Annotated in this window: 29 protein-coding genes; 23 read left to right on the forward strand and 6 right to left on the reverse strand. The window is 67.0% G+C overall.

Going from position 1 to position 26677, the window contains the following annotated elements:
• Positions 1-15: 15 nt before the first annotated feature.
• The gene (locus A5724_RS07545; RefSeq protein WP_067798640.1) at positions 16-885 is read right to left on the reverse strand and encodes a DMT family transporter; all 870 of its coding nucleotides are present in this window, start codon (positions 883-885) and stop codon (positions 16-18) included.
• 159 nt (positions 886-1044) lie between these two features.
• Here A5724_RS07545 and A5724_RS07550 point away from each other — a divergent pair, with 159 nt between their 5' ends.
• Positions 1045-2373 (forward strand): DUF349 domain-containing protein, encoded by a 1329-nt coding sequence (locus A5724_RS07550; RefSeq protein ID WP_067798643.1) that lies wholly within the window; start codon positions 1045-1047, stop codon positions 2371-2373.
• On the opposite strand, the gene A5724_RS07555 is transcribed toward A5724_RS07550, so the two are convergent.
• Together A5724_RS07555 and miaB are read right to left on the reverse strand one after the other, a co-directional pair.
• On the reverse strand, positions 2370-2984 hold the full coding sequence (locus tag A5724_RS07555) for a hypothetical protein (protein ID WP_067798861.1): 615 nt from the start codon (positions 2982-2984) through the stop codon (positions 2370-2372). The genes A5724_RS07550 and A5724_RS07555 overlap by 4 nt on opposite strands.
• Entirely contained in the window at positions 2981-4540 is a 1560-nt protein-coding gene (gene miaB / locus A5724_RS07560; protein ID WP_156752175.1) for a tRNA (N6-isopentenyl adenosine(37)-C2)-methylthiotransferase MiaB, read from the reverse strand. Before miaB ends, A5724_RS07555 begins: the two co-directional genes overlap by 4 nt.
• Before the next feature lie 121 nt (positions 4541-4661).
• Here miaB and A5724_RS07565 point away from each other — a divergent pair, with 121 nt between their 5' ends.
• From A5724_RS07565 to A5724_RS07580, 4 genes are read left to right on the forward strand one after another with little or no spacing between them, the layout of a single operon-like run.
• Positions 4662-5390: an amino acid ABC transporter ATP-binding protein gene (locus A5724_RS07565; protein ID WP_197518585.1), complete on the forward strand. Its 729-nt coding sequence runs from the start codon at positions 4662-4664 to the stop codon at positions 5388-5390.
• 24 nt (positions 5391-5414) lie between these two features.
• Positions 5415-6233, forward strand: coding sequence for a glutamate ABC transporter substrate-binding protein (locus tag A5724_RS07570; RefSeq protein ID WP_067798649.1), 819 nt, complete (start codon positions 5415-5417; stop codon positions 6231-6233).
• 17 nt (positions 6234-6250) lie between these two features.
• On the forward strand, positions 6251-6931 hold the full coding sequence (locus tag A5724_RS07575; RefSeq protein WP_067798652.1) for an amino acid ABC transporter permease: 681 nt from the start codon (positions 6251-6253) through the stop codon (positions 6929-6931).
• The gene (locus A5724_RS07580) at positions 6928-7815 is read left to right on the forward strand and encodes an amino acid ABC transporter permease (RefSeq protein WP_067798655.1); all 888 of its coding nucleotides are present in this window, start codon (positions 6928-6930) and stop codon (positions 7813-7815) included. Before A5724_RS07575 ends, A5724_RS07580 begins: the two co-directional genes overlap by 4 nt.
• A 1-nt stretch (position 7816) precedes the next feature.
• On the opposite strand, the gene A5724_RS07585 is transcribed toward A5724_RS07580, so the two are convergent.
• The 3 genes from A5724_RS07585 to recA are packed head-to-tail and all read right to left on the reverse strand — an operon-like array spanning position 7817 to position 10217.
• Positions 7817-8641, reverse strand: a complete 825-nt coding sequence (locus A5724_RS07585) for a TIGR03560 family F420-dependent LLM class oxidoreductase (RefSeq protein ID WP_067798658.1) — start codon at positions 8639-8641, stop codon at positions 7817-7819.
• A gap of 24 nt (positions 8642-8665) precedes the next feature.
• Positions 8666-9196 carry a recombination regulator RecX gene (gene recX / locus A5724_RS07590; protein WP_067798661.1) on the reverse strand — a complete coding sequence of 177 codons (531 nt, stop codon included), beginning with the start codon at positions 9194-9196 and terminating at the stop codon, positions 8666-8668.
• Positions 9165-10217 carry a recombinase RecA gene (gene recA / locus A5724_RS07595; protein WP_067798664.1) on the reverse strand — a complete coding sequence of 351 codons (1053 nt, stop codon included), beginning with the start codon at positions 10215-10217 and terminating at the stop codon, positions 9165-9167. The genes recX and recA overlap by 32 nt, the downstream gene beginning before the upstream one ends.
• 188 nt (positions 10218-10405) lie before the next feature.
• Between recA and A5724_RS07600 the strand changes: the two genes are divergently transcribed.
• The 18 genes from A5724_RS07600 (at position 10406) to hypD (ending at position 26656) form a co-directional block, all read left to right on the forward strand.
• Entirely contained in the window at positions 10406-11296 is an 891-nt protein-coding gene (locus tag A5724_RS07600) for an alpha/beta hydrolase (RefSeq protein WP_067798667.1), read from the forward strand.
• Between the two features lie 65 nt (positions 11297-11361).
• Positions 11362-11691, forward strand: a complete 330-nt coding sequence (locus tag A5724_RS07605; RefSeq protein ID WP_067798670.1) for a hydrogenase maturation nickel metallochaperone HypA — start codon at positions 11362-11364, stop codon at positions 11689-11691.
• Position 11692: 1 nt separating this feature from the next.
• The gene (gene hypB, locus A5724_RS07610) at positions 11693-12442 is read left to right on the forward strand and encodes a hydrogenase nickel incorporation protein HypB (protein ID WP_067798673.1); all 750 of its coding nucleotides are present in this window, start codon (positions 11693-11695) and stop codon (positions 12440-12442) included.
• Positions 12443-12567: 125 nt separating this feature from the next.
• Positions 12568-13623, forward strand: a complete 1056-nt coding sequence (locus A5724_RS07615; protein WP_067798676.1) for a hydrogenase expression protein HypE — start codon at positions 12568-12570, stop codon at positions 13621-13623.
• Positions 13624-13715: 92 nt separating this feature from the next.
• Positions 13716-15512 carry a nickel-dependent hydrogenase large subunit gene (locus tag A5724_RS07620; protein ID WP_067798678.1) on the forward strand — a complete coding sequence of 599 codons (1797 nt, stop codon included), beginning with the start codon at positions 13716-13718 and terminating at the stop codon, positions 15510-15512.
• 3 nt (positions 15513-15515) lie between these two features.
• The gene (locus A5724_RS07625; RefSeq protein ID WP_067798681.1) at positions 15516-16406 is read left to right on the forward strand and encodes a NifU family protein; all 891 of its coding nucleotides are present in this window, start codon (positions 15516-15518) and stop codon (positions 16404-16406) included.
• Positions 16406-17044 carry a DUF5947 family protein gene (locus A5724_RS07630; protein WP_067798684.1) on the forward strand — a complete coding sequence of 213 codons (639 nt, stop codon included), beginning with the start codon at positions 16406-16408 and terminating at the stop codon, positions 17042-17044. The genes A5724_RS07625 and A5724_RS07630 overlap by 1 nt, the downstream gene beginning before the upstream one ends.
• Entirely contained in the window at positions 17041-17682 is a 642-nt protein-coding gene (locus tag A5724_RS07635) for a DUF6084 family protein (protein ID WP_067798689.1), read from the forward strand. The genes A5724_RS07630 and A5724_RS07635 overlap by 4 nt, the downstream gene beginning before the upstream one ends.
• Positions 17679-18941 carry a hypothetical protein gene (locus A5724_RS07640; protein WP_067798692.1) on the forward strand — a complete coding sequence of 421 codons (1263 nt, stop codon included), beginning with the start codon at positions 17679-17681 and terminating at the stop codon, positions 18939-18941. Before A5724_RS07635 ends, A5724_RS07640 begins: the two co-directional genes overlap by 4 nt.
• Positions 18942-19085: 144 nt before the next feature.
• On the forward strand, positions 19086-19556 hold the full coding sequence (locus A5724_RS07645; RefSeq protein ID WP_082964914.1) for a hydrogenase maturation protease: 471 nt from the start codon (positions 19086-19088) through the stop codon (positions 19554-19556).
• A gap of 2 nt (positions 19557-19558) precedes the next feature.
• Entirely contained in the window at positions 19559-19813 is a 255-nt protein-coding gene (locus A5724_RS07650) for a HypC/HybG/HupF family hydrogenase formation chaperone (protein ID WP_067798698.1), read from the forward strand.
• On the forward strand, positions 19810-22083 hold the full coding sequence (gene hypF, locus A5724_RS07655) for a carbamoyltransferase HypF (protein WP_067798701.1): 2274 nt from the start codon (positions 19810-19812) through the stop codon (positions 22081-22083). The genes A5724_RS07650 and hypF overlap by 4 nt, the downstream gene beginning before the upstream one ends.
• The gene (locus tag A5724_RS07660; protein WP_067798706.1) at positions 22080-22772 is read left to right on the forward strand and encodes a DUF6390 family protein; all 693 of its coding nucleotides are present in this window, start codon (positions 22080-22082) and stop codon (positions 22770-22772) included. Before hypF ends, A5724_RS07660 begins: the two co-directional genes overlap by 4 nt.
• Positions 22769-23485 (forward strand): HypC/HybG/HupF family hydrogenase formation chaperone, encoded by a 717-nt coding sequence (locus tag A5724_RS07665; protein ID WP_067798709.1) that lies wholly within the window; start codon positions 22769-22771, stop codon positions 23483-23485. Before A5724_RS07660 ends, A5724_RS07665 begins: the two co-directional genes overlap by 4 nt.
• On the forward strand, positions 23482-24153 hold the full coding sequence (locus A5724_RS07670) for an SIS domain-containing protein (protein ID WP_067798711.1): 672 nt from the start codon (positions 23482-23484) through the stop codon (positions 24151-24153). Before A5724_RS07665 ends, A5724_RS07670 begins: the two co-directional genes overlap by 4 nt.
• Positions 24150-25235 (forward strand): hydrogenase expression/formation protein HypE, encoded by a 1086-nt coding sequence (gene hypE, locus A5724_RS07675; protein WP_067798714.1) that lies wholly within the window; start codon positions 24150-24152, stop codon positions 25233-25235. The genes A5724_RS07670 and hypE overlap by 4 nt, the downstream gene beginning before the upstream one ends.
• Positions 25236-25248: 13 nt before the next feature.
• Positions 25249-25521: a HypC/HybG/HupF family hydrogenase formation chaperone gene (locus tag A5724_RS07680; RefSeq protein ID WP_067798716.1), complete on the forward strand. Its 273-nt coding sequence runs from the start codon at positions 25249-25251 to the stop codon at positions 25519-25521.
• 10 nt (positions 25522-25531) lie between these two features.
• Positions 25532-26656, forward strand: a complete 1125-nt coding sequence (hypD, locus tag A5724_RS07685; RefSeq protein ID WP_067798718.1) for a hydrogenase formation protein HypD — start codon at positions 25532-25534, stop codon at positions 26654-26656.
• Positions 26657-26677 lie beyond the last annotated feature (21 nt).

Consider the following 26677-nt stretch of genomic DNA (forward strand, 5'->3'; position numbering starts at 1 on the left):
CCACCAAGGTAGTGCTCACACTGGTTGCTTGGTGGCACCGGCCGCCTCGCCGCGGGCCAGCGCGGCCGTCGCCACCACCATCACCACCACCGCGACGATCAGCGTCAACCACCCGGCCTCTCCCGGTCGCAGCGTCTCGCCGAGCACCACGATGCCCAGCACGGAGCCGACCAGCGGTTCGGCGACGGTCATCGTCGGCAGCGACGCAGTCAGCGCGCCGGCACGGAACGACGACTGCTGCCACGCCGTGCCTGCGATGCCGACCAGCGCCCAGACGTACAACTCCGGGGTCCGCAGCAGCACCCCCACGCCGTGGTCGAGGCGGTCCACCACCCCCTTGGTCAGCACCGCGAACACCCCCCACAGCGCGCCGGACACGACGGCCAGCAGCACCGCGCTGGTCGGTCCCGAGCAGATTCGCGCGCCCACCACGCAGAGCACCAGCGCGGGGCCGAGCACTGCGATCACGGCCGTCCACGTCTCGAGCGACGCCCTGGAGTGGCCTTCGGTCGGATTGCCGACGGTCACGATCACCGCGACCGCGATCGCCAACAGCGCCGCCCACATCCACTCCCAGCGCGTCACCCGCCGCTGCGACAGCCTGGCGTTGATCGGCAGCGCGAACAGCAGCGCGGTGACCAGCAGCGCCTGCACCAACAGCACCGATCCGAAACCCAGCGCCGCGGCTTGCAGCGCGAACCCGACGGCCGCGACGATGCTGCCCATCCACCACTGCCGGTCGCGCAGCAGGCGCAGGAACAGGTCGAGGTGGCTGACCGGTTCGTCGGTGACCTCGTGCGCCGAACGCTGGTGGACGACGTCGCCGATCGCGATGAAGAGCGCGGCGCCGAGGGCGAGCAGGGCGGCGATATCCGCCTTGTGCATCGGTGGCCTCCCGTCCGTGTTGGCACGAGCGTAGGCAAAAGCATCGCGAAAGCCGTGGGCACGTGCCGCTCCGAACTGTTTGAATAGCGGTCGAGTATCAGGCGCCGCGTCGCGCGGCAGGTGCGCGGGTACCCGCGCGGAGGGTCGAGGTAACGCCAGATGACGACCAGCGAGCAGGGCGGTCAGTCCGCCGTCCCCAAACCCGCACCCCGGCCAGGACCGCCGCGGCCGACGCCCCGCCCGGGGCCGCATCCGACGCCGACGGTCGCCGTGCCCGCGGCGAGCGATCCGCACCGGTTCGGCCGCGTCGACGCCGACGGCACCGTCTGGCTGATCACCGCCGCCGGTGAACGGGTGATCGGCTCGTGGCAGGCCGGTGACCCCGAGGCGGCGTTCGAGCACTTCGGCCGTCGCTTCGACGATCTGCACACCGAGGTGGCGCTGATGGAGCGCCGGTTGGAGTCGGGGACGGGCGACGCGCGCAAGATCAAGGCCGCCGCGGCGGCGCTCGCCGAGACGCTGCCGGAGGCCCATGTGCTCGGTGACGTCGACGCGTTGGCGGCCCGGTTGAGCGCGATCGTCGAACACGCCGACGAAGCGGCGCAGGCCGAGCGGGCCAAGCGCGACGAGTTCCGTGCCGCGCAGACGGCCCGCAAGGAGGCGTTGGCCGTCGAGGCGGAGGACATCGCGGCGAATTCGACGCAGTGGAAGGCCGCGGGCGACCGGTTGCGCGAGATCCTCGAGGAATGGCGGACCATCAGCGGGCTGGACCGCAAGACCGACGATGCGTTGTGGAAGCGGTATTCGACGGCGCGCGAGACGTTCAACCGCCGCCGCGGTTCGCATTTCGCCGAACTGGACCGTGAACGCGCGGGCGCGCGGCAGGCCAAAGAGGTGCTATGTGAACGCGCCGAGGAACTGTCCGGCTCGACGGACTGGGGCCCGACCAGCGCCGCGTTCCGCGACCTGTTGACCGAGTGGAAGGCCGCGGGCCGCGCAGCCAAGGACGTCGACGACGCGCTGTGGCAGCGGTTCAAGGCCGCGCAGGACATCTTCTTCTCGGCCCGCAACGCGGCGAGTTCCGAACGTGACGCGGAGTTGCGCGCGAACGCCGAAGCCAAGGAGGCGCTGCTGGCCGAGGCCGAGAAGGTCGACACCTCGGATCTGGAAGCCGCGCGCGCGGCGCTGCGCGTCATCGGCGAGAAGTGGGACGCGATCGGCAAGGTACCCCGCGAGCGGGGCGCCGAGTTGGAACGCCGACTGCGTGCCATCGAGAAGAAGGTCCGCGACGCGCCTACCGGCGGCGTCGATCCGGAGGCACAGGCCAGGGCGGACCAATTCCGTGCCCGCGCAGAGCAATACGAGCGGCAGGCGGAGAAAGCGCAAGCGGCCGGACGGACGAAGGACGCCGAGGAGGCGCGGGCCAACGCCGAACAGTGGCGGCAGTGGGCTGACGCGGCGGCCCAGGCGTTGGGCAAGCGGGGCTAAGTCTTCGGCGGCCCGTCGTCGGTGTCGTTGTCGGTGTCGTCATTGTTGATGGTGTCCATCAAGTTCTTGTTCTGACGTTTGGCGGCGTCCTGACGGCGCTGCTCCTCGGCCGCGAGTTGCAGCGCGGTGCGCGCCCACACCGCCCGTGCCCAGTTGAACGCCAGTGTGATCACCGCGAGCCACGCGATGATCAGGCCGATGCCGGGGCCGGGGCCGTCTGCGGGGGCGGTCTGCCGTGACCACACCGCCAGCAGGCCGGTGAACGAGGCCACCGTCGATCCGGCGAGCGCGATCCACGCCAACCCCCAGCGCCGGGTGAGCAGCGCCAGCATGGAGAAGCCGACGCCGAACACCAGGGCAAGCCAGACGAACACCCTTGACGGCAGTGCGATGCCGTTGGCGATCGCCGCATTGTCGCCGACCAGCACGTCCCAGCCTCTCGCGCTGCCGGTGTGCGGGAGGATGAACGTCAGCAGCAGCACGAACACGGCGATGGCGAGCGCCAAAGCTCGTCCGCCAGGGTCGATTTCACGCGCCACCCGGCGTTCGGCCGCCTCCAGGTCACCCTTGAACTCGTCGAACTTGCCGTTGTTGTCTTTACCGGAGGTCAACAGGCACACCCGGAGGAGCTCGGCTGCTGCGCAGGCACGCCGACGCCGGGCAGGCCGAGGCCGACGCCGCCCGTACGGGGTTTGCGTCCCGCCGCGTGCGCGTCGCCTGCCCTGGTGCGCCGGTGCGAGTGCGGGCCGCCGTCGGCGATCAGGTGGTGCGGCGCGGCACCGGTGACGGTGGCGGTGACGACGTCGCCGGGCCGGATGTCGAGGCCCGCGGGGTCGAAGTGCACCAACCGGCCGTCGCGGGCCCGCCCCGACATGCGGGCGGTGCTGGCGTCCTTGCGTCCCTCGCCGGTGGCCACCAGCAGTTCCACGGTGCGCCCGATCTGGGCGGTGTTCTCCTCCAGCGAGATGCGCTCCTGCAGCTCGATGAGCCGCTGATAGCGTTCCTGGACAATGGCTTTCGGCAGCTGGTCGGCCAACTCGGCGGCGGGGGTCCCAGGCCGCTTCGAGTACTGGAAGGTGAATGCACTGGAGAACCTGGCCCGCTCGACCACCTCGAGGGTGGCCGCGAAGTCCTCCTCGGTCTCGCCGGGAAACCCGACGATCAAGTCGGTGGTGATCGCGGCGTGCGGGATGGCCGCCCGGACACGGTCGATGATGCCGAGATACTTCTCGGCGCGGTAGGACCGCCGCATGGCGCGCAGGATCCGGTCGGAGCCGGATTGCAGCGGCATGTGCAGCGTCGGACAGACATTCGGCGTCTGCGCCATCGCCTCGATCACGTCGTCGGTGAACTCGGCGGGGTGCGGCGAGGTGAACCGCACCCGCTCGAGGCCGTCGATCCGGCCGCAGGCGCGCAGCAACTTGGCGAACGCGCCGCGGTCACGCGGCTGCTCCGGGTCGGCGAACGAGACCCCGTAAGCGTTGACGTTCTGACCGAGCAGCGTCACTTCGAGCACGCCCTGGTCGACAAGGGTCTGCACTTCGGCCAGCACGTCGCCCGGTCTACGGTCGACCTCTTTGCCGCGCAGCGCGGGCACGATGCAGAACGTGCACGTGTTGTTGCAACCGACGGAGATGGAAACCCAAGCGGCGTAGGCGGATTCGCGGGCCGCAGGCAACGCCGACGGGAATTCCTCCAGGGCTTCGACGATTTCGACCTGGGCCGTGCGATTGTGGCGCGCCCGCTCGAGCAGCGTCGGCAGCGACCCGATGTTGTGGGTGCCGAACACGACGTCGACCCACGGCGCCTTGGACAGCACGGTGTCGCGGTCTTTCTGCGCCAGACAGCCGCCGACGGCGATCTGCATATCGGGGTCGGTCTGCTTGCGCGGCGCGAGGTGGCTCAGGTTTCCGTACAGCTTGTTGTCAGCGTTCTCGCGCACGGCGCAGGTGTTGAACACCACCACATCGGCGTCGGATCCGTCGGCCGCGCGCTCATAGCCCGCCGCTTCCAGCAACCCGGCCAGCCGTTCGGAGTCGTGCACATTCATCTGGCAGCCGTAGGTGCGGACCTGGTAGGTGCGCGCCGGCGAGCGAACAGCAGAGCCTGCTGTCGCATGCTGCGCCACCACCGAAGTCACGGACCCATGGTACGGATGTGCCGACATGGCGATCGGGGTGGATTGGCGAGTTGCAGGCAAGCTGGGCATTCCCTGGGTAATGTCTGCACCCATGGAAGCCACGGGGACCGATGCGGAAGTGGTGAAATCGACTCCGTCAGGCGCGCCGATGATCTCTATCAAGGGCGTCAACAAGCACTTCGGCAGCCTCCATGTGCTCAAAGACATCAACCTGGAGGTCGATCGCGGACAGGTGATCGTCGTGCTCGGGCCGTCCGGGTCGGGGAAGTCGACGTTGTGCCGCACCATCAATCGGCTCGAACCCATCGACGAGGGCACCATCGCGATCGACGGCGAGGTGCTTCCCGCGGAAGGTCGGAAGCTGGCGCAGTTGCGTTCCGACGTCGGCATGGTGTTCCAGTCCTTCAATCTGTTCGCGCACAAGACAATTCTGGACAACGTCATGCTGGCGCCGATGAAGGTGCGCAAGGTGTCCAAGGACAAGGCGCGCGCGAAGGCTATGGAGTTGCTCGAGCGGGTCGGGGTGGCCAACCAGGCCGACAAGTATCCGGCACAGCTCTCGGGCGGGCAGCAGCAGCGCGTCGCGATCGCCCGCTCGCTGGCGATGAATCCGAAGGTGATGTTGTTCGACGAGCCGACCAGCGCGCTCGACCCGGAGATGATCAGCGAGGTGCTGAACGTCATGACCGGGTTGGCCAGGGACGGCATGACCATGGTGGTGGTCACCCACGAGATGGGCTTCGCCCGAGGCGCAGCCAATCGCGTGGTGTTCATGGCCGACGGCGCGATCGTCGAGGCGTCCGAGCCGGCCGACTTCTTCGAGAACCCGAAATCCGACCGAGCCAAAGACTTCCTCAGCAAGATCCTGAAGCACTAACCCCGCGAAAGGAACGGAAAAACCATGCGGTCCATCTCGATGCGCGTCATAGGTGCCGTCACGCTGGCCATCGCCCTGCCGTTGGCGGCGACCGCGTGCGGCGGCGGCGGTGGCGGCGGTGGCGACAAGATCGTCATCGGCACGAAGTTCGATCAGCCGGGCCTCGGCCTGAAGAATCCCGACGGGACGATGAGCGGGTTCGACGTCGACGTCGCGAAGTACGTCGCCAAGGAACTCGGCTACGACGAGGGCAAGATCGAGTGGAAGGAATCGCCGTCGGGCCAGCGCGAAACGCTGATCCAGAACGACCAGGTCAAGTTCATCGTCGCGACCTACTCGATCACCGATGCCCGCAAGGAGAAGGTCAGCTTCGCCGGACCGTATCTGGTCACCGGGCAGAGCCTGCTGGTCAAGGCTGACAACGCCGACATCACGGGCCCCGAGTCGTTGCAGAACAACAAGAAGCTGTGCTCGGTGTCGGGCTCCACGCCGGCGCAGCGGATCAAGGACAAGTACCCCGGTGTTCAGCTGCAGCAGTACGACACCTATTCGGCGTGCGTCGAAGCTCTGAAGAACGGCGCCATCGACGCGGTGACCACCGATGAGGTGATCCTGGCCGGCTACGCGGCGCAGAGCCCCGGTGCGTTCAAGATCGTCGGCAAGCCGTTCTCCGAGGAGAACTACGGCATCGGCCTGAAGAAGGGTGACACCGACCTGTGCACCAAGATCACCGACGCGATCAAGAAGATGGAGTCGGACGGCGCGTGGAAGGCCGCGTGGGACAAGAATCTCGGGCCCGCCGGTCTCACCGCTCCGACACCGCCGACTCCCGCCGCCTGCTGACCCGGTAAAGGCGCCAGGTGATTCGTTTCGGCACGAGTTCCTACGACGTCCTTGGAGCGTTCTGGACGACCATCCAGCTGACGGCGCTGTCGGCCGTCGGGGCGTTGATCCTGGGCACCCTGTTGGCGGCCATGCGGCTTTCGCCCGTTCCGATGCTCAACTGGATCGGGACGGCCTACGTCAACGTGGTCCGCAACACTCCGCTGACGCTGATCATCTTGTTCTGCTCGTTCGGCCTGTCGCAGACGCTGGGCATCACGTTGGTGGACTCGAAGTCGCTGACATCGATCGAGGACAGCAACTTTCGGCTGGCGGTACTCGGATTCGTGGTCTACACAGCGTCATTCGTCTGTGAGACAGTGCGCTCCGGGGTGAACACCGTGCCGCTCGGCCAGGCCGAGGCGGCGCGGTCACTCGGGCTGACGTTCGGGCAGAATCTGCGAATCATTCTGCTACCGCAGGCTTTTCGTGCAGTGATCAACCCGCTCGGTTCGGTGCTGATCGCGTTGACGAAGAACACCACGATCGCGTCGGCGATCGGCGTGGCCGAGGCGGCGTTGCTGATGAAGGAGATGATCGAGAACGAGGCCGCGCTGATCTACATCGGCGGCATCTTCATGTTCGGGTTCGTCATCTTGACGCTGCCGATGGGGCTGTTCTTCGGCTGGCTCGGGAAACGGTTGGCGGTGGCCAGGTGACTGGGTCGTCGGTTCTGTTCGACGCGCCGGGACCGCGGGCGTTGGTCCGCAACCGCATCGTGTCGGTCGTGACGGTGATCGTCACCCTGCTGGTGCTGTGGGTGGTGTATTCGAAGCTGCAGTCCAAGGGCCAACTGACCGCGGCGAAGTGGGAGCCGTTCCTGTCGGCCAACCTGTGGAAGACCTACATCCTGCCGGGCGTGCAGGGCACGCTGACGGCGGCCGCGGTGTCGATCGTGCTGGCGTTGGCGCTGGGCTTCCTGCTGGGGGTTGGCCGGCTGTCCACCCACCCGGCGGTCCGCTGGCCCTCGGCGGTGTTCGTGGAGTTCTTCCGCGCCGTGCCGGTGCTGATCATGATGATCTTCGCCTACTTCCTGTACGCGACCTATGACGTGTTCCCGTCCAAGCAACTGGCGCTGGCGGGTGTGATCACCGGACTGACGCTGTACAACGGCGCGGTGATCGCCGAGATCGTCCGGGCCGGGGTCAACGCGCTGCCCCGCGGGCAGTCCGAGGCCGCGTCCGCGCTGGGGCTGCGGTGGGGGCAGACCATGCGGTCGATCCTGCTGCCGCAGGCCATCACGTCGATGTTGCCGGTGCTGATCTCACAGATGGTGGTCGTCCTCAAGGACACCGCGATCGGCTACCAGATCACCTTCCTGGAGATGGTGCGCCAGGGCACCCAGGTCGGATCCGCGTACGGCAACTACGTTCCCGCGCTGATCGTCATCGCGGTGTTGATGATCGCGGTGAACTTCACGCTGTCCTGGTTCGCGACGTGGCTGGAAGGCCGGATGCGCCGATCCCGCCGCGGGCCCGAGCCGATGCACATCCAGCCCGTCACGCAGGGCTCGTTCGGGGCTGGTGCCGGCGGCACCATCTGAGTTACAGAAACTCGGCGCAGCGCTCGAGTTGCTGCCCGGTCGGCGGTTGGTAGAACGACAACACCACGTGCTCGCAGCCGCGGTCTACCAGCTCGCCAAGATGCGCCAACTGCTCTTCGAGATGCCCCGGCTGGGCAGGCCGAACGAACAGTTGGATGGAGCGACGGATCTCGGCGGGATCGCGACCGACCTCCGCGCACGCGTCGTCGAGGCGTGCGCTGGTCTCGGCCCACGCCTCGATGTCGCCATGGCTGGGCACGTTCCACTCGTCGGCGTGCCGGGCGATGACGCGCAACATGTTGGGCTTCTCACCGCCGACGACGATCGGCGGGTGCGGTTGCTGCAGCGGCTTCGGATTGCACGGCGCATCGTTTAGGCGGTAGTGCCTGCCGTCGAACGTCACCGCGTCCTCGGTCCACAGCCTGCGGATGATCGTCAGCGCCTCGTCGAGCATGTCGACGCGCACACCCGGGCCGGGAAAGTCGAGTCCGTAGCCGCGGTGCTCCTCCTCGTGCCAGCCCGCGCCGAGGCCGAAATCCAGTCGGCCACCGCTGATGTGGTCGACCGTCACCGCCATCTTCGCCAGTACCGCCGGATTGCGGTACGCCACGCCGCTGACCAGACAGCTCACCCGCGCCCGCCGTACGACTGCCGCCATGGCCGCCAACGACGTCCATGCTTCGAACGTCGGGTCGGTGTGGTCGGTCAACCCGTAGAAGTGGTCGTAGTTGGCCACCGAGTGAAAGCCCAACTCGTCGGCGTGAGTCCAGAACTCCTGCAGCACCGGGTAATCGAACGTCGGCGCGAGCTTGGCGGAAAGCAGCATCTGCGCAAGTATGCCGTGCGTGCGCTAGACGCGTCGACGTTCCTGTTCGGCGGCGAGTTCCACTTTGACCACGTCGAACGCCATCGACTGGCTGTAGCCGCGGCGAGCGAGCATCCCGACGAGTCGCCGCACGACCTTGGCGTCGTCGCCGTCGACGAGTTTCTCCCGGCGCAGCTTGTCACGCACCAATTGCTCGGCGCGCTCGCGTTCCGCCCCGGCGTCGATATCGGCGAGCGTCGCGGTGATGACGTCATTGTCGACACCCTTGGTGCGCAGCTCAGCTGCCAACGCGCGCTTGCCCTTTCCGGCGTTGGCCCGGCGCGACCGCACCCACTGCTCGGCGAAATCGGCGTCGTCGACCAGGCCCATCTCGGCGAGCCTGTCGAGCACACGCCCGCTGACGTCGTCGGGGTAGCCCCGCTTGGCCAACTGCGCTTCGAGCTCGGCGCGGGTGCGTGCCCTCACGGTGAGCAGGCGCAGACAGAGATCGTGCGCCTGCTCCTCACGTTTGGGCGCGCCCGCCTCAGAAGTCGACTGGGGCGGGCAGGACGTCATCGTCGGTCGGGGTGGCTGTCACGTCGGCACCGATGCCGAGCTTTTCCTTGATCTTCTTCTCGATCTCGTTGGCCACGTCGACGTTCTCCAGCAGGAAGTTGCGGGCGTTCTCCTTGCCCTGGCCCAACTGCTCGCCTTCATAGGTGAACCATGAGCCGGACTTGCGGATGAAGCCGTGCTCGACACCCATGTCGATGAGCGAGCCTTCCTTGCTGATGCCCTTGCCGTAGAGGATGTCGAACTCGGCCTGCTTGAACGGCGGCGACACCTTGTTCTTGACGACCTTGACGCGGGTGCGGTTACCGACAGCGTCGGTGCCGTCTTTCAGCGTCTCGATCCGCCTGACGTCCATCCGGACCGAGGCGTAGAACTTCAAAGCCTTTCCGCCCGTTGTCGTTTCAGGACTCCCGAACATCACGCCGATCTTCTCGCGGAGCTGGTTGATGAAGATGGCGGTGGTGCCCGCATTGTTCAGTGCGCCAGTCATCTTCCGCAGCGCCTGGCTCATCAACCGGGCTTGCAGACCGACGTGGCTGTCGCCCATCTCACCCTCGATTTCCGCGCGCGGCACCAGCGCGGCCACCGAGTCGATGACGAGAATGTCGATTGCGCCGGACCGGATCAGCATGTCGGCGATCTCCAGCGCCTGCTCACCGGTGTCCGGCTGGGACACCAGCAGCGAATCGGTGTCCACCCCGAGCTTCTTGGCGTACTCCGGATCCAGTGCGTGCTCGGCGTCGATGAACGCCGCGATGCCGCCCGCGGCCTGCGCGTTGGCCACCGCGTGCAGCGCGACGGTGGTCTTACCTGAGGATTCCGGGCCGTAGATCTCGACGACCCGGCCGCGCGGCAACCCGCCGATGCCGAGCGCCACGTCCAGCGCGATCGACCCGGTGGGAATGACGGAGATCGGCTGACGCACCTCCTCGCCGAGCCGCATCACCGAGCCCTTGCCGTGACTCTTCTCAATTTGTGCGAGCGCCAGTTCGAGGGCTTTCTCGCGATCAGGTGCCTGCGCCATGGGGTGCTCCGTCCTAGTCAGCTGTTCGGTTGATCGGTGGTCGATCAGTTGGCCGTGACGCTAGAGGCCGCCACCGACAAGTCGGCCTGACCAGCATCTAGCCGTCGAACACTGTTCACAGTAGACGAACACCTGTTCGATTCAAGAAGACACGCCGTACGGACCGCGGCGGGGATAGATTCGCCCTTATGACCGCGCCAACTGACGTCCGCATCCCGTACCGCGGCGAGCAGATCGCCGCCTATCTCTACCGGCCCGAGGCCACCGACGGCGCCGTGCCCTGCGTCGTGATGGCGCACGGGTTCTCCGCCACCCGCGACGACGGACTGCCCGCCTACGCCGAGGCGTTCCGCGATGCCGGATTCGCCGTCGTCGTGTTCGACTACCGGCACTTCGGCGCGTCGACGGGTCAACCGCGCCAACTGCTCGACATCGGCCGCCAGCACGACGACTACCGCGCGGTCGTGGCCTGGGCCCGCCGACTCGACGGCGTCGACCCCGACCGAATCGTGTTGTGGGGTTCGTCGTTCAGCGGCGGTCATGTGCTGGCCGTCGCGGCAGGTGATCCCCGTGTCGCGGCGGTGGTCGCCCAGGCGCCGTTCACCGATGCCATCCCCGCCATGATGAAAGTGCCACCGAAAACCAGTGCCCGACTGCTGCTTCTCGGGCTGCGAGACCAGTGGTGGGCATGGCGCGGCCGCCCGCCCATCCTGGTGCCCGCCGTCGGGGCGCCCGGCACCTTCGCGGCGATGACCGAACCCGACGCCAAACCCGGCTTCGACGCGATCGTGCCGCCGAACTCACTGTGGCGCAACGAATTCACTGCTCGGTTGATGCTGCGATTCCCGTTCTACCGGCCCGGCATCGGCACCAAGCGACTGGCGATGCCACTGCTGATCTGCGTCTGCGAAGGCGACACCACCACACCGCCGGGGTCGACGATCAAGGCGGCGCACCGGGCGCCCCGCGGTGAGCTGCGCCGCTACCCCTACGGACACTTCGCGATCTATCACGATCCGAAAGCCAAAGCGGATCAAGTCGAATTCCTCCAGCGGGTGTTCGCAGAAGTCACGGCTTGACCGGATCGCTGGACCGGTCCCCGACACGAGTCCTATCGTGAGTCATCCGGCCAGAACGGACCGACATGCACGAGATGGCGATCACGCAGAGTGTCGTCGACGCGGTGTGTGAGCACGCCGCGGGTCGCCATGTGCACAGCGTCAAGGTCGAAGTCGGCGCCCTGTGCGCGGTCGTGCCCGACGCCATGCGGTTCTGTTTCGACCTCGCCACCGAAGGCACCGTCGCCGACGGCGCCCGCCTCGACCTCGCCGTCCAACCCGGCGCGGCCCGCTGTCGCACCTGCGGTCAGACGTTCGAACTACCGGACCTGATCCTGTTGTGCCCGTGCGGCAGTGCCGATGTCGAGGTGCTCGCGGGACGAGACTTGAGAATCCTGTCGATGGAAGTGAGCTGACATGTGCGCGACATGCGGGTGCGGCGACGACGGCGCGACCGTCATGGTCGCTTCAGGCGCGCACCCGCACGACCACGGACCGCACACCGAGACGGTCACGCTCGAGCAGAAGGTGCTCGCACGAAACGATGAGATCGCCGAACACAACCGGCAGTGGCTGGCCGAGCGGGCGATCCTGGCGCTCAACATGACGAGTTCACCAGGTGCGGGTAAGACGACACTGCTCGAACGCACGGTTCGCGAGCTTGGTGGCGACTATCCCGTCGCCGTCATCGAGGGCGATCAGGAAACGCTGCTCGACGCCGAGCGAATCCGGGCCGCGGGCGCTCGCGCCGTCCAAGTGAACACCGGCGCCGGCTGTCACCTCGACGCCGATATGGTTCACCGCGCACTTCACGCCTTGGAACCGGATCCGAGGTCACTGCTCTTCATCGAGAACGTCGGCAATCTGGTGTGTCCGGCGCTGTTCGATCTCGGTGAGCGCAGCAAAGTCGTGGTGATCTCGGTGACCGAAGGTCACGACAAGCCGTTGAAGTACCCGCACATGTTCGCCGCCGCAGGACTGGTGGTGATCAACAAGATCGATCTCGTTCCGTACGTAAACTTCGATCTTGAAACGTGTTTCGGTTTCGCGCGGTCTGTGAACCCGCGCGTGGAGATCTTGCCGGTTTCCGCGACGAGCGGCGAGGGACTGGCGGCATGGTACGACTGGATCCGCACGGAAATCAGGGTTCTGGCAAACAGCGCCTAATGTCCCTAAGACCCGTTGACAAGACATTGGGCCGGGAGTAAACCCAGGTTTGGTGCTGAAGAAATCGGCGCCGCTTGTTCCTGCTACGGGAGCCGCCAGCCCCGGCCCCGAGAAAGCTGTTACGCATGCCAAGCGAAGCAGCAGTCAAAGCGGAAGAGGCGTTGATTCACGTTCTTTGGATCAACGCGGGCTTGAGTTGTGACGGTGATTCGGTGGCGTTGACTGCCGCCACCCAACCCAGCATCGAGGAGATCGCGCTTGGCGCGCTCCCCGGGCTACCCAAGATCGCCGTCCACTGGCCCCTGATCGATTTCGAGTGCGGACCAAATGGGGGCGCAGACGATTTTTTGGAATGGTTTTTCAAGGCCGACCGGGGTGAACTCGACCCGTTCGTTCTCGTTGTCGAGGGGTCCATTCCAAATGAGCAGATCAAGGACGAGGGCTACTGGTGCGGGTTCGGCAACGACCCCGCGACCGGGCAGCCGATGACGACAAGCGAATGGCTGGACCGGTTGACCCCGAAGGCCACCGCGGTCGTCGCGGCCGGCACCTGCGCCACCTACGGCGGCATCCACGCGATGGCAGGGAATCCGACCGGCGCGATGGGTGTGCCCGATTACCTCGGCTGGGACTGGAAGAGCAAGGCCGGCATCCCGATCGTATGTGTGCCGGGCTGCCCGATCCATCCGGACAATCTCGCCGAGACGCTGACATATCTGCTCTACATGGCGACCGATCAGGCACCGATGATTCCGCTTGACGACGCGTTGCGGCCGAAATGGCTGTTCGGCGCCAGCGTGCACGAAGGCTGCGACCGCGCGGGCTATTACGAGCAGGGCGATTTCGCGACCGAGTACGGATCGCCGAAATGCATTGTCAAACTGGGCTGTTGGGGACCGGTCGTCAAGTGCAACGTGCCGAAACGGGGCTGGATCAACGGAATTGGCGGCTGCCCGAACGTCGGGGGCATCTGCATCGGGTGCACCATGCCCGGCTTCCCGGACAAGTTCATGCCGTTCATGGACGAGCCGCCCGGCGGCAAGGTGTCTACCACCGCATCCGGTCTGTACGGCTCGGTCATCCGCAGCCTTCGCCAGGTGACGGGGCGCACGGTGGACAAGGAACCGAAGTGGCGGCATCGCGGCACGAAACTCGAAACCGGAGCGACCCGCACCTGGTAGGCGCGGGCCCTTCCGGGCCGCCGCACGTGTCTTGCGAAATATGTTGTGGTGCTGCCTATTAGACGGCCCATTAGACGAAAGAGAACACTTCGATGACAACGACCATCCCCGAGCCGTCACATGTGAAGCGCGATCCCGGTCAACTGGTCGAGATGGCGTGGGATCCGATCACCCGCATCGTGGGCAGCCTTGGCATCTACACCAAGATCGACTTCGAGAACAGGGAGGTCGTCGAGTGCCACAGCACCTCGTCGATCTTCCGCGGCTATTCGATCTTCATGAAGGGCAAGGATCCCCGCGACGCGCACTTCATCACCAGCCGCATCTGCGGCATCTGCGGCGACAACCACGCCACGTGTTCGTGCTACTGCCAGAACATGGCATACGGCGTGAAGCCACCGCACCTCGGTGAGTGGCTCATCAACCTCGGTGAGGCCGCGGAATACATGTTCGACCACAACATCTTCCAGGAGAATCTGGTCGGCGTGGATTACTGCGAGAAGATGGTGTCCGAGACCAACCCGAGTGTGCTGGCCAAGGCCGAGAACACCCAAGCCCCGCATGCGGACATGCACGGCTACCGCACGATCGCCGAGATCATGCGCGCACTCAATCCGTTCACCGGCGAGTTCTACCGGGAGGCGCTACAGGTCAGCCGGTGGACGCGAGAGATGTTCTGCCTCATGGAGGGCAGGCACGTGCATCCCTCGACGCTGTATCCCGGCGGCATCGGCACCACCGCGACGGTGCAGTTGATGACGGACTACATGACCCGGCTGATGCGGTACGTCGAGTTCATGAAGTCGGTCGTGCCGATGCACGACGACCTGTTCGACTTCTTCTACGAAGCGTTGCCCGGCTACGACCGGGTGGGGCTGCGGCGCACCTTGTTGGGCTGCTGGGGATCCTTCCAGGATCCGGAGGTGTGCAACTTCGAGTACAAGGACATGCAGCGCTGGGGCGACGCGATGTTCGTCACGCCCGGGGTCGTCATCGACGGCAAGCTGCACACCCACTCACTGGTGGACATCAACCTCGGCATCCGGATCCTGTTGGGCCACAGTTACTACGACGACTGGACCGACCAGGAGATGTTCGTCAAGACCGATCCGCTCGGCAACCCGATCGACCGGCGGCACCCGTGGAACCAGCACACCAACCCACGCCCGCAGAAGCGCGACTTCGACGACAAGTACAGCTGGGTGATGTCGCCGCGGTGGTTCGACGGCAAGGACCACCTGGCGCTGGACACCGGTGGCGGTCCGCTGGCCCGGCTGTGGTCCACCGCGCTCGCCGGCCTGGTGGACATCGGCTATGTCAAGGCCACCGGCAGCAGCGTGCAGATCAACCTGCCGAAGACCGCGCTCAAGGGCCCGGTGTCGTTGGAGTGGAAGGTGCCGCAGTACGGCAGCAACACCCTCGAGCGCAACCGGGCCAGGACCTACTTCCAGGCCTACGCCGCGGCGTGCGCGCTGCACTTCGCGGAGAAGGCACTGACCGAGATCCGCGCAGGCCGCACCAAGACGTGGGAGAAGTTCGAGGTGCCCGAGGAGGGCATCGGATGCGGTTTCACCGAGGCGGTCCGCGGAGTGCTGTCCCACCACATGGTCATTCGCGACGGCAAGATCGCGAACTACCACCCGTATCCGCCGACGCCGTGGAACGCCAGTGCGCGCGACAGCTACGGCACTCCGGGCCCGTACGAGGACGCGGTGCAGGGCCAGCCGATCTTCGAGGAGAACGATAGGGAGCACTTCAAGGGCATCGACGTCATGCGCACGGTTCGCAGCTTCGATCCGTGTCTGCCGTGCGGGGTGCACATGTACCTCGGCAAGGGTAAGTCACTGGATCTGCTGCACTCCCCCACCCAATCGCTGACCGGGGAATAGCGGATGGCCCCGCCGACACTGCCAGGTCTCACCGATTCCCAAGACGACGCGCAGTGGCGCACAGCGGGCGAGCGAATCCAAACCCTGCTCGACGCGTCGTCTTCGGGCGGCGCGGTCGCGCGGGAACGCGCCGAACAACTGGTCCGTGAGGTGACCGACCTGTACGGGGCGGTGCTGGAGCGGATGATGGACGTGGCGTTGGCCGCGGATCCGGTTCTGGCGGACCGGTTTGCGGCCGACGACCTGGTGGCCAGCCTGCTGCTGGTGCACGGTCTGCATCCGCACGACGTGGTGCGACGGGTGTCCGATGCGCTGGACAGCGTGCGGCCCTACCTCGGGTCGCATGGCGGCGACGTGTCACTGCTCGGCGTCGAGGACGGCGTGGTCCGGCTTCAGTTCCAGGGCAGTTGCAAGAGTTGTCCATCGTCGTCGGTGACGCTGGAACTGGCGGTCGAGGATGCGGTGCGCGCCGCCGCACCGGAGATCACCTCGATCGAAGTGGTTGCGCCAGAGACAGAGTCCGCCACGGGCGTCATTCCGGCCGAGGCGCTGCTGCACCGGGTGCACCGCAACGGACATCGGTGGCAGCCCGTCCCGGAACTGGCCGACCTCGCTGACGGTGAGGTCGGCGGCTTTCGTGTCGCGGGCGTCACCGCGCTGGCCTGCCGGATCGGTGACGACGTGTTCGCGTACCGCGACCGGTGTCCCAGTTGCTTCGGTGCGATGGCCGGTGCGCCACTGCGTGGTTCGGTGTTGCACTGTCCGGCGTGCGGTGCCGGCTTCGACGCCGTTCACGCCGGCGCAGGCGTGGGAGGCGACAGCCATCTTGATCCGCTGCCGGTGCTGGTGCGCGACGGGGTGCTGTCGATGGCCGTCGGTGAGGTGGTGGCCTGATGGACGGCGACGTGGTCGACGTGCTCGCCCGGATCCGTGCGAGCCGCGGAGCGCCTCAGGCCGCCGGTGAACGGTGCGAGATGTGCGCCGAGGCCATCGCCGACGAGCATCAGCATGTGGTGAATCTGGAAGGCAGACAACTGATGTGCGTCTGCCGCGGCTGTTATCTGCTGTTCACCGACACCATGGCCGAGTTGCGCTATCGCGCCATCCCCGACCGCTACCTCGCGTTCGTAGATTTCGCGCTCGACCGCCGGGCCTGGGAGGCCTTGCAGATCCCGGTCGGGTTGGCGTTCTTCTTCCACAACTCGACGCTGGGCCGGACCGTGGCGTTCTATCCCGGACCGGCAGGCGCCACCGAATCCGAACTAAATCTGCGGGCGTGGAACGACATTCGCACCGCCGATCCCCGGGTGGACGCCATCGCCAAGGACACCGAAGCGCTGCTGATTCGGGTGCCCGAGCACGAATCCGCCGAACCGCAGGCCTATCTGGTGCCGATCGATGCCTGCTACGAATTCGTCGGCACGCTACGGATGCTGTGGCGGGGGTTCGACGGCGGACAGGATGCACGCAGATATGTCGACGAGTTCTTCGAACGCCTCGAGCGCCGCAGCAAGGTGGTCGACCGCTCATGACCGACATCACCTTCGCCGTCGTCGACGTCACGCCCGAACCGTATGCCGTGACGCCGATCCTGATGGCGCGGGTGGGCATCGCCTCGGTCGCCGACGTACACGCGATCGCCCTGCGCTGTCAGGTCCGCATCGAGCCGTCGCGCCGCCAGTATTCCGACGACGAGGCCGCCGAACTGGTGGACCTGTTCGGGCCGCGCGACCGTTGGGCTGCCACACAGCACTCGTTCCTGTGGCAGCACGCGGCCGCGATGGTGCCGGGCTTCACCGGTACCACCCAGGTGCAGCTGCCGCTGGAATGCACCTACGACTTCGAGGTGGCGGCGTCGAAGTACCTGCACGCGTTGCGGGACGGCGCCATACCGCTGCAATTCCTGTTCAGCGGAACGGTTTTCGAACGCGGCAGCAACGGCTTCGCCGTCCAGCAGGTGCCGTGGGACCGCGAGGAGCGCTACGACATGCCGGTGTCGGTGTGGCGCGATCTGATTCGGCAGCACTTCCCGAACACGGGATGGCTGCGGTTGGACCGCGACACCATCGACGCGCTGGCCGCCTACCGCTCGGCGCGCGGCCTGCTCGGCTTCGACGAGGCCATCGCCTCGCTGTTGGCGCAGAACTCGGCAGCCAGGGAGCTCTCATGACCGCCGGCTGGGACCATGCCCGCGCCGTCGCCGACGCGGTGCTCTACGAGGGGTATCTGCTGTATCCGTACCGGGCCAGCTCGAGAAAGAACCAGTCGCGCTGGCAGTTCGGTGTGCTGGGACCGCAGGGCGCAGCGGCCACCGGCATCGGCGAGGAGGACACCCTGTCCGCGCAGGTGCTGGTGCGCCCGATCGGCGCCCCGGCCCTGTCAGGGGTGATCCGGTTCCTGCAACTACAACACCGGGACGGCGCGGGCACCGAATGGCTCACTTGGGACGAGGCCGTCGAATGCGAAACCGTCATCCCCTCGTTGCCGCTCACCAGCCTGCCCCGCACCGTTGACATTTCGGTGCCCGCAGGGACTGACATCGAAAACGTCGACGGGGGCAGGCTGGTCCGGACCCGCCGCGCGTTGCACGGCCAACTCGACGTTTCCGCCGAGGTCGACGGCGACCTGATGCGACTTTCGCTGACCGTGCGTAACACCGCCGCGCCCGCGGCCGACAAAGACGACGCGATCGCGACGTCGCTGATCGGCACGCACCTACTGGTCGCGGTGACCGGTGGGGAGTTCGTATCGCTGCTGGAGCCACCCGATTCAGCGGCCGCTGCCGCGGCGCGCTGCAGGCACCACCGCTGCTTCCCCGTGCTTGCGGGCCCACCGGGCACCCGAGACCTCGTCCTGGTCTCCCCGATCATCCTCTACGACCATCCCGAGATCGCCGAACAGAGCAAGGGCGCACTGTACGACTCCACGGAGATCGACGAGATCCTCACGCTGCGGGTGATGACCATGACCGACGAGGAGAAGGCGCAGGCCCGCGCCACCGATCCGCGCGCCGCTCAGATCATCGACCGATGCGACGCGATGTCACCGGAGGCAATGCTGGATCTTCACGGTGTGCTGCGTGATCCGCATGGGCTGATACCCGAGGTGCCCGCGGACGTGGATTGGTGGGACCCGAAGGCGGACACCGCGGTTCGCCCAGACTTCGACGCGATCGTTGTCAATGGCAGACGGGTGAGCCGCGGCAGCAGGGTGCGGCTGCATCCGTCACGGCGGGCCGATGCCCAAGACCTCTTCTACGCCGACAGGGTCGCGCGGGTCACCTCGGTGCACGAGGACGTCGACGGCGACCGGCACGTCGGCGTCGTCCTCGAGGACGACCCCGCCGCCGACCTGCACGACGCCTACGGCCGGTACCTGTACTTCGCGCCCGATGAAGTGGAACCACTCGACGAAAGGAGTTCGACATGAACGTAGTGGGATGGGCCGCCGTGACCGTCATCGCAGCCGTCGTCGTCGCAGGTGTGGCCGTCGGTCTCGTCAACATCCCGGACGCGCGCCGGTACATGAAAATGCGTCGGATGTGACTGTGAACGAGGTGTTCTCACGTCCCGGATTCTGGTAGCCGGAATCGGCAACATCTTCCTCGGGGACGACGGTTTCGGCCCCGAGGTGATGCGCCATGTCCCGCATCGGCTCGCGGGTCCGCGCGTCGAGTTGGTGGATTACGGCATCAAGGGCATGCACCTGGCCTACGAGCTGCTCGACGGCTGCGAAGCGTTGGTCCTGATCGACGCGATCCCCAGCCGCGGTGCGCCGGGCACCATCCACGTATTCGAGGCTGACCACGAAAGCCTCACCGCTACAGCAGGTCTGGATGCGCACGCGATGGATCCCGGTGCGGTGTTCGCCAGCCTGCGCGCTCTTGGCGGCACACCGCCGTACACCGTGGTGATCGGCTGCGAGGCAGCAAACGTCGAGGAAGGCATCGGGCTTTCCGATGAGGTTGCCACCGCCATTCCGGACGCCGTCCGCGCGCTGGAAGATGTGCTGGCCCGCCTGCTCGCACCGGTGAAGGGAGGCTGACCATGTGTCTTGGCATTCCGGGTCGCGTCATCCACATGCTGGAGGGCTACGGCGACCAACTCGCGCTGGTCGACGTCGTCGGTGAGCAGCGCAAGGTGAACGTCGGGATGCTGCCCGAGGAGACATTCGAGCCCGGCGACTGGGTGATCATCCACATGGGGTTCGTCGTCGAGAAGACCGACGATGCGGGCGCCGCTGCCGCGATGGAGGGCCTGGAACTGATGGGCAGGGCCCGCGAAACCGAGACGTCGCCATGACGACCCGGCGCCGGTTACGTGTCTGCGTGCACGGGGTGGTCCAGGGAGTGGGCTTCCGTCCGTTCGTCTACACATGCGCGGCCGCCCTGGGCTTGTCCGGGTCGGTACGCAACGACACCACCGGCGCGGTCATCGAGATCGAGGGCGACACAGCAGATCTCGAGCGCTTCCTGGTGCGGCTACGCGACAGCCCACCGCCGCTCTCGGTCATCGAATCGGTTGAGAGTCAGGACGTCCCGCTTGTCGGCGGCACCGGCTTCACCATCGCCGATACCACGCGCGCAGGCGGTGGCCGCACACTGGCCTCTCCCGACGTCGCGATGTGCGCCGACTGCGCGGCCGAGTTGCGCGACCCGGCGAACCGGCGCTACCGCCACCCCTTCATCAACTGCACCAACTGCGGCCCCCGCTTCACGCTCATCGCCGGCCTGCCCTACGACCGCGCCGCCACCACGATGGCGTCGTTCCCGATGTGTGCCGAATGTGCCAGGGAGTACACCGATCCCACCGACCGACGGTTCCACGCCCAGCCGGTGTGCTGCCCGAACTGTGGGCCGCGGTTGCGCTACACCAGCGACGACCGGGTGGTCGACGGTGACGACGCTGTGGTGTCGGCGCGGGACCTGTTGCGTGACGGCGGCATCCTGGCGATCAAGGGTGTCGGCGGCTACCACCTGGCCTGCCACGCCGGCGACGCGCAGGCGGTCGCAGAACTGCGTCGGCGAAAGCGGCGTGGCGACAAGCCGTTCGCGGTGATGGTCCTCGACCTGGCCACGGCGCGTGCCGTCGCGGACGTCGACGATGCGTCGGCACGGTTGTTGGCCGGCCCGCAGCGGCCGATCGTGCTGATGCCGCGTCGGCATGGTGCACCGGTCGCCGACGCGGTGGCGCCGCGCAATCCCGACCTCGGCGTGATGACCGCCTACACGCCGCTGCACACGCTGCTGTTCGGGCTGCCCGGCGACCCGGACGGGCCTGCTGTGCTGGTGATGACGTCGGGCAACCTGGCGAGTGAGCCGATCTGCTACGCCGACGACGATGCGCGCCAGCGGCTTTCGCAACTGGCCGACGGCTGGCTGATGCACGACCGGGAGATCCTGGTGCCGTGCGACGACTCCGTGGTGCGAGTGGTTGGCGCCCAGGAATTGGCGATCCGGCGGTCCCGCGGGTACGCACCGCTGCCGATCGCGCTTCCGGTCGCGGTGCCGCCGACCATGGCGGTCGGGGCGGACCTGAAGAACACGATGGCCGTCGCGGACGGCAAGTACGCGTGGCTGAGCCAGCACATCGGCGACATGGACGACCTCGCGACGCTGTCCGCCTTCGATGCCGCGCAGCAGCACCTGCGCGAACTGACCGCCGTCGAACCGGAAATGCTGGTTGCCGACGCCCATCCGCTGTACCGGTCGACCGCGTGGGCGCACCGCAACGCCGCAGGCCTGCCCGTGCGGACGGTGCAACACCACCACGCGCACATCGCCGCGGTGATGGCCGAACACGGCCTCGACGAGTCGCAGCAGGTGCTCGGCTTCGCGTTCGACGGGACGGGGTACGGGCCGGACGCGGCGGTGTGGGGCGGCGAAGTGCTGCTCGCCACGTACAAGGGCTACCGACGGCTGGCGCACCTGTCGTACGTACCGCTCGCGGGCGGCGATGTCAGCGTGCTGCGGCCGTACCGGATGGCGCTTTCGCACCTGTGGTCGGCCGAAATCCCTTGGGACGAGGACCTCGCGCCGGTGGCCGCATGCCCGGCCGACGAGCTACGGGTGCTGCGCCACCAACTCGACACCGGCCTCGGGTGTGTGCCGACTTCGAGCATGGGCCGGTTGTTCGACGCGGTGTCCGCGCTCGTCGGTGTGCGAGAGGTGGTGGCCTACGAAGCCCAGGCGGCGATCGAGTTGGAGGGCCTGTCCCGCGGTGGCGACTGCGGCGCCGGCGGCTACGCCTTCCATGTGCACGACGACGTGATAGACCCGCGGCCCGTGCTGCGCGCGGTGGTGAGCGACCAGCGCGCCGGCGTGCCTGCAGGCGTGATCGGTGCGCGGTTCCATCGCGCCGTGGCCGACCTGATCGTCGACGTCGCCGCCGCGGCAGGTGACGCCGTGCCGACCGTCGCCTTGTCCGGCGGGGTTTTCCAGAACGCGCTGCTGCTGCAGTTGACGTTGGATGGCTTGCAGGCCCGAGGAATCGACGCGATCACCCACCACGCGGTGCCACCTAACGACGGCGGTATCGCGTTGGGCCAACTGATGGTGGGTGCCAGCGGATGACCTTGTTCGAACAGTACGCGTACCCGCCGAACGAGCTCGGTTACTGCGGGCCGACGGGCGGCGACGCATCCGGGTTGGCTGCGCACGCCAGGGAGTTCGACGGCGCCTGGCCCTACCTGTCGGCCATCGCCGAAGCGGTCGGCGCCTGCGATCCCCTCGACGAGGAGATCGTCCACAGCTACTGGGTGGGCGGCCCGGCGCTGGCCAAGGTGGATCCCGCCGATCTGCTGGCGACGCTGCGCGCATCGTTCACCGGGCAGGTCACCGGACTGCTCGACGCGGTCATGCCCGGCCCGAACATATTGGCGCATCATAGTTTCCACGTATTCGTGGTGTACCCGTGGATGCGGTTCCTCGACCGCGATCCTGCGACGGCGCTTGGTGTGATGCAGGACTGCCGGATCCGCTGGGGAACCGTCGAATCGGTCGACGGCGACCAGGTGGTGATGACGTCGCAGCCGCTGCGATACGCCGACAGGATGCTCACCCTCGGCCCGCCCCAACCCGAGCGGGTGCAGTGGCGGAAGGCTGGGCTCGCCCTGACCGGCACTCCCGAGCCGGGATCGATCGTCGCCGCGCATTGGAATTGGGTGTGCCAGACGCTCACCGACGACCAATGCACCGCATTGGAATCCGCCACATCGGCCACGCTCGACGTGGTGAACAGTTCGAGGGGAGATCGGAAATGACGACGACGCAACTCGGGGGGTCGTACATCGGCGTCGAGTTGTCCGCCGACCTGGCCGCCGCGGCACTGGATTTGGCGCGCAGATTCCACGACGGCGCCACGTTGTGGGTGATCGCGCCGCAGTGGGAACCGCACGCCCACCACGTCGCCGTCGAGTTCGTCCATCCGGTGATCGTGGGGAAACGGGCACTGCCGTCCGTGGCGCTGGTCGATCCGGACCCCGTCGCGCAGGCCAGGGTCGCCAGTCGGCCGGGTGACCTGCTGATCGCGGTAGCGTCCGCGGATCAGCCCGCGGTCGTCGACGCGATGCGGCGCGCACCCGCGTGGGGTGTGCTCACACTGTGGATCGGCTCGGGCCCGCGACCGCCGGCGGGTTCGGCCGACCACGTCCTGTGGATCGACTCCGACGACCCGATGGTGCCCGCCACCGGCACCTTCGTACTCATGTATCACCTGCTGTGGGAGCTCACCCACGTCTGTTTCGAACACCCAGGGCTGCTCAAACCGCCAGCGGCAGAAGAGGTGTGCGTGACGTGCAGCGACGAGGGGCGACTGGGCGAAGTGGTGCTCGAGCCTGTGGACGGCCGAGCGCTCGTGCGCACCGCAGGCGGTGAGGAGTGGGTGGACACCACGATCCTTCCCGAGGCGCGCGTCAACGACTTGATCCTGGTGCACGCCGGAGCGGCGATCACACGTATGGAGGTCAACGCATGACGACTCACGAGAACACGGGTTTTCTGTATCCGTTCATCGACTCAGAGGAGAGCGACGCCACCAGCCTGCTCGACGATCTGGCCGCGTCGGCCCGCGGCAAAGCTGCCGAAAGCGCACGCCTGCAACAAGAGTCGCTCGACGAGTACGCGGCTGGCCTGACGGCGGCAGGAATCCAGATGGCAGAGCGGTTCCTGCGCGGCGGCAGGCTCTACACGCTTGGCAACGGCGGCAGTTCCACCGACGCCGCGACGCTGGCGACGCTGTTCAGTCGGCCTGCGCGAGGTCGCCCGGTGGCGGCGTGGTCGCTCGCCGCCGACGAAGCGGTGGTGACCGCGTTGGGCAACGACGTCGGGTTCGATCTGATCTTCAAGCGCCAGATCATCGCGCACGCACGGGATCGCGATGTGGCGGTCGCATTGTCGACGTCGGGCAACTCCGAAGACCTGATGACCGCGATCGGCGAGGCGAAGCAGCGCGGGCTGCTGACCATCGGGTTCTCCGGGCACGACGGTGGCAGGATGGCCGCCGCCGACGAGTTCGACTTCTGCTACACCGTGCATTCGCAGAGCATCCACCGCATTCAGGAAAGCCACGCGATGCTCGGCTACCGGCTGTGGTCGGTCACTCAGGAGCACATGGCGCGCCCGTTGTCGGGGGCACGGGCATGAGCACCACCGCCGACCGCGAAGACCGGGTGCTGGAACGGATCGACAAGTTCCGCCAGCGCAGGCCACGACTGCTCGACGATGTGGTGACGCTCGCGCACGGCGCAGGCGGCAAGTCGTCGGCGGCGCTCGTCGACGCAGTGTTCCTCGAGGCGTTCCGCAACGACGAACTCGAACAACTCGGCGATGCCGCGGCGCTGCGCACCCCGTCGGGCGAACGACTCGCCTTCTCGACCGACTCGTATGTCGTTTCCCCGCGGCGCTTTCCGGGCGGCTCCGTCGGCCACGTCGCGGTGCACGGCACCATCAACGACCTCGCGGTGTCAGGCGCTCGGCCGCAGTGGCTGTCGGCGGCGTTCGTCATCGAGGAAGGCTTCCCGATCGCCGAACTCCGCGAGATCGTGGCCGACATGAGCGAGGCCGCGGCCAATGCCGGCGTCCAGATTGTCACCGGCGACACCAAAGTCGTCGGCAAGGGCGCCGCCGACGGCGTCTACATCTGCACCGCCGGCGTTGGTGTGATCCCCGACGGCAGGCAGTTGTCCCGTGAAAGCGTCGTGCCCGGCGACAAGGTGCTGCTGTCCGGGACCATCGGAGAACACGGGATGGCCGTCATGCTGGCCCGTGGCGACCTGGCCATCGACGCCGACATCGCGTCCGACACCGCGCCCGTGCACGAACTCGTCGAAATCCTCTTCGCTGCAGCACCGTCCACGCGGTGGATGCGTGATGCGACTCGCGGCGGCGTCGGCACCGTCGCTAACGAGCTGGTGAAGGACCGCCCGTTCGCGGTCATCCTCGACGAGGCCGCGCTACCCGTGCAACCGCAGGTGCTCGGCGCCTGCGACATGTTGGGCATCGACCCGCTGTACGTGGCGAACGAAGGCAAGTTCGTCGCGATAGTCGCCTCCAAAGAGGCGGACGCGGCGGTGGCCGCGCTGCGCGAACATCCGCAAGGCGCCGACGCCGCGGTGGTCGGCGAGATCGCGCCCGAGCCGCCCGGAATCGTCGCGCTGAGAACGTCTTTCGGCGGCAGCCGGATCGTCGACATGCTCGTCGGCGACCCGCTGCCCAGGATCTGCTGAGAGGAGACCGGCCATGTGCCTTGGAATACCTGGCCAGGTCGTCGACATCGTCGACGCCGAACAATCGCTGGCCAAGGTCGACGTGAACGGGGTCCGGCGCACCATCAGCGTGCGCCTGCTGGCCGACGACAACCTGCAAGTCGGCGACTGGGTGCTGGTGCACGTCGGCTTTGCGATGGCGAAGATCGACGAGCGCGAGGCGGCGATGACGCTCGATCAGGTACAGAAGATGGGCGAGAACTACCAGCAGGAGATCGACGCGTTCAACGAATCCGAAATCGCTTGAGAGGCTTGACATGAAGTTCGTCGACGAATTCCGCGACCCAGCCGCGGCGCGCGCGTTGGTCAAATCGATCACCGAGTTGGCAGGCGGTGACGAGTTCAAGTTCATGGAGGTGTGCGGCGGCCACACGCACACCATCTACCGGCACGGCATCGAACACCTACTGCCCGAAACGGTCGAGCTGGTGCACGGCCCCGGCTGCCCGGTGTGCGTGATTCCGATGGGCCGGGTGGACGACGCGATGTGGCTGGCCGAACAACCCGGCGTGATCTTCACCACGTTCGGCGACATGATGCGCGTACCCGGATCGAGGGGAAACCTAATCGAGGCCAAGGCCCGCGGCGCCGACGTGCGGTTTGTCTATTCACCGCTGGACGCACTCAAGGTGGCGCTGGACAACCCCGACCGGCGCGTGGTGTTCTTCGCGGTCGGTTTCGAGACGACGGCGCCGTCGACCGCGGTGACGCTTGTCCGGGCGCGCGCACTGGGTGTGCGCAACTTCAGCGTGTTCTGCAACCACGTCACGATCGTGCCGCCGATCAAGGCGATCCTCGAGTCGCCCGATCTGCGGCTCTCGGGGTTCCTCGGGCCGGGCCACGTGTCCACCGTGGTGGGCCTGCGGCCGTACCGGTTCGTGCCGCAGGTGTACGGAAAGCCGATGGTGGTGGCGGGATTCGAGCCGCTCGACATCCTCGCCTCGGTGCACATGCTGCTGCAACAGATCCGCGACGGCCGGTGCGAGGTGGAGAACCAGTACACCCGGGTGGTGCGACCGGAGGGCAACACCCAGGCGCTGAAGCTGATGGCTGAGACCTTCGAGTTGCGGCCCCACTTCGAGTGGCGCGGACTGGGATTCATCTCGCAGAGCGCGTTGAAGGTGCACCCCGACTACGCCGAGTTCGATGCCGAACGCAAATTCGACATGCCCGGCGTGCGGGTCGCCGACCCCAAGGCGTGCCAATGCGGTGAAGTGCTCAAGGGCGTGATCAAACCGTGGGAGTGCAAGGTGTTCGGCACCGCCTGCACGCCGGAGACCCCGATCGGCACCTGCATGGTGTCGCCGGAAGGCGCGTGTGCGGCCTACTACAACTTCGGCAGGCTGCACCGCGAGACCGCGCAGTTGCTGGGCCAGCGCTGACGCACTGGCCCGCGAGCAGAC

It is taken from the genome of Mycobacterium sp. ACS1612 (assembly GCF_001667505.1).
Taxonomy (GTDB): domain Bacteria; phylum Actinomycetota; class Actinomycetes; order Mycobacteriales; family Mycobacteriaceae; genus Mycobacterium.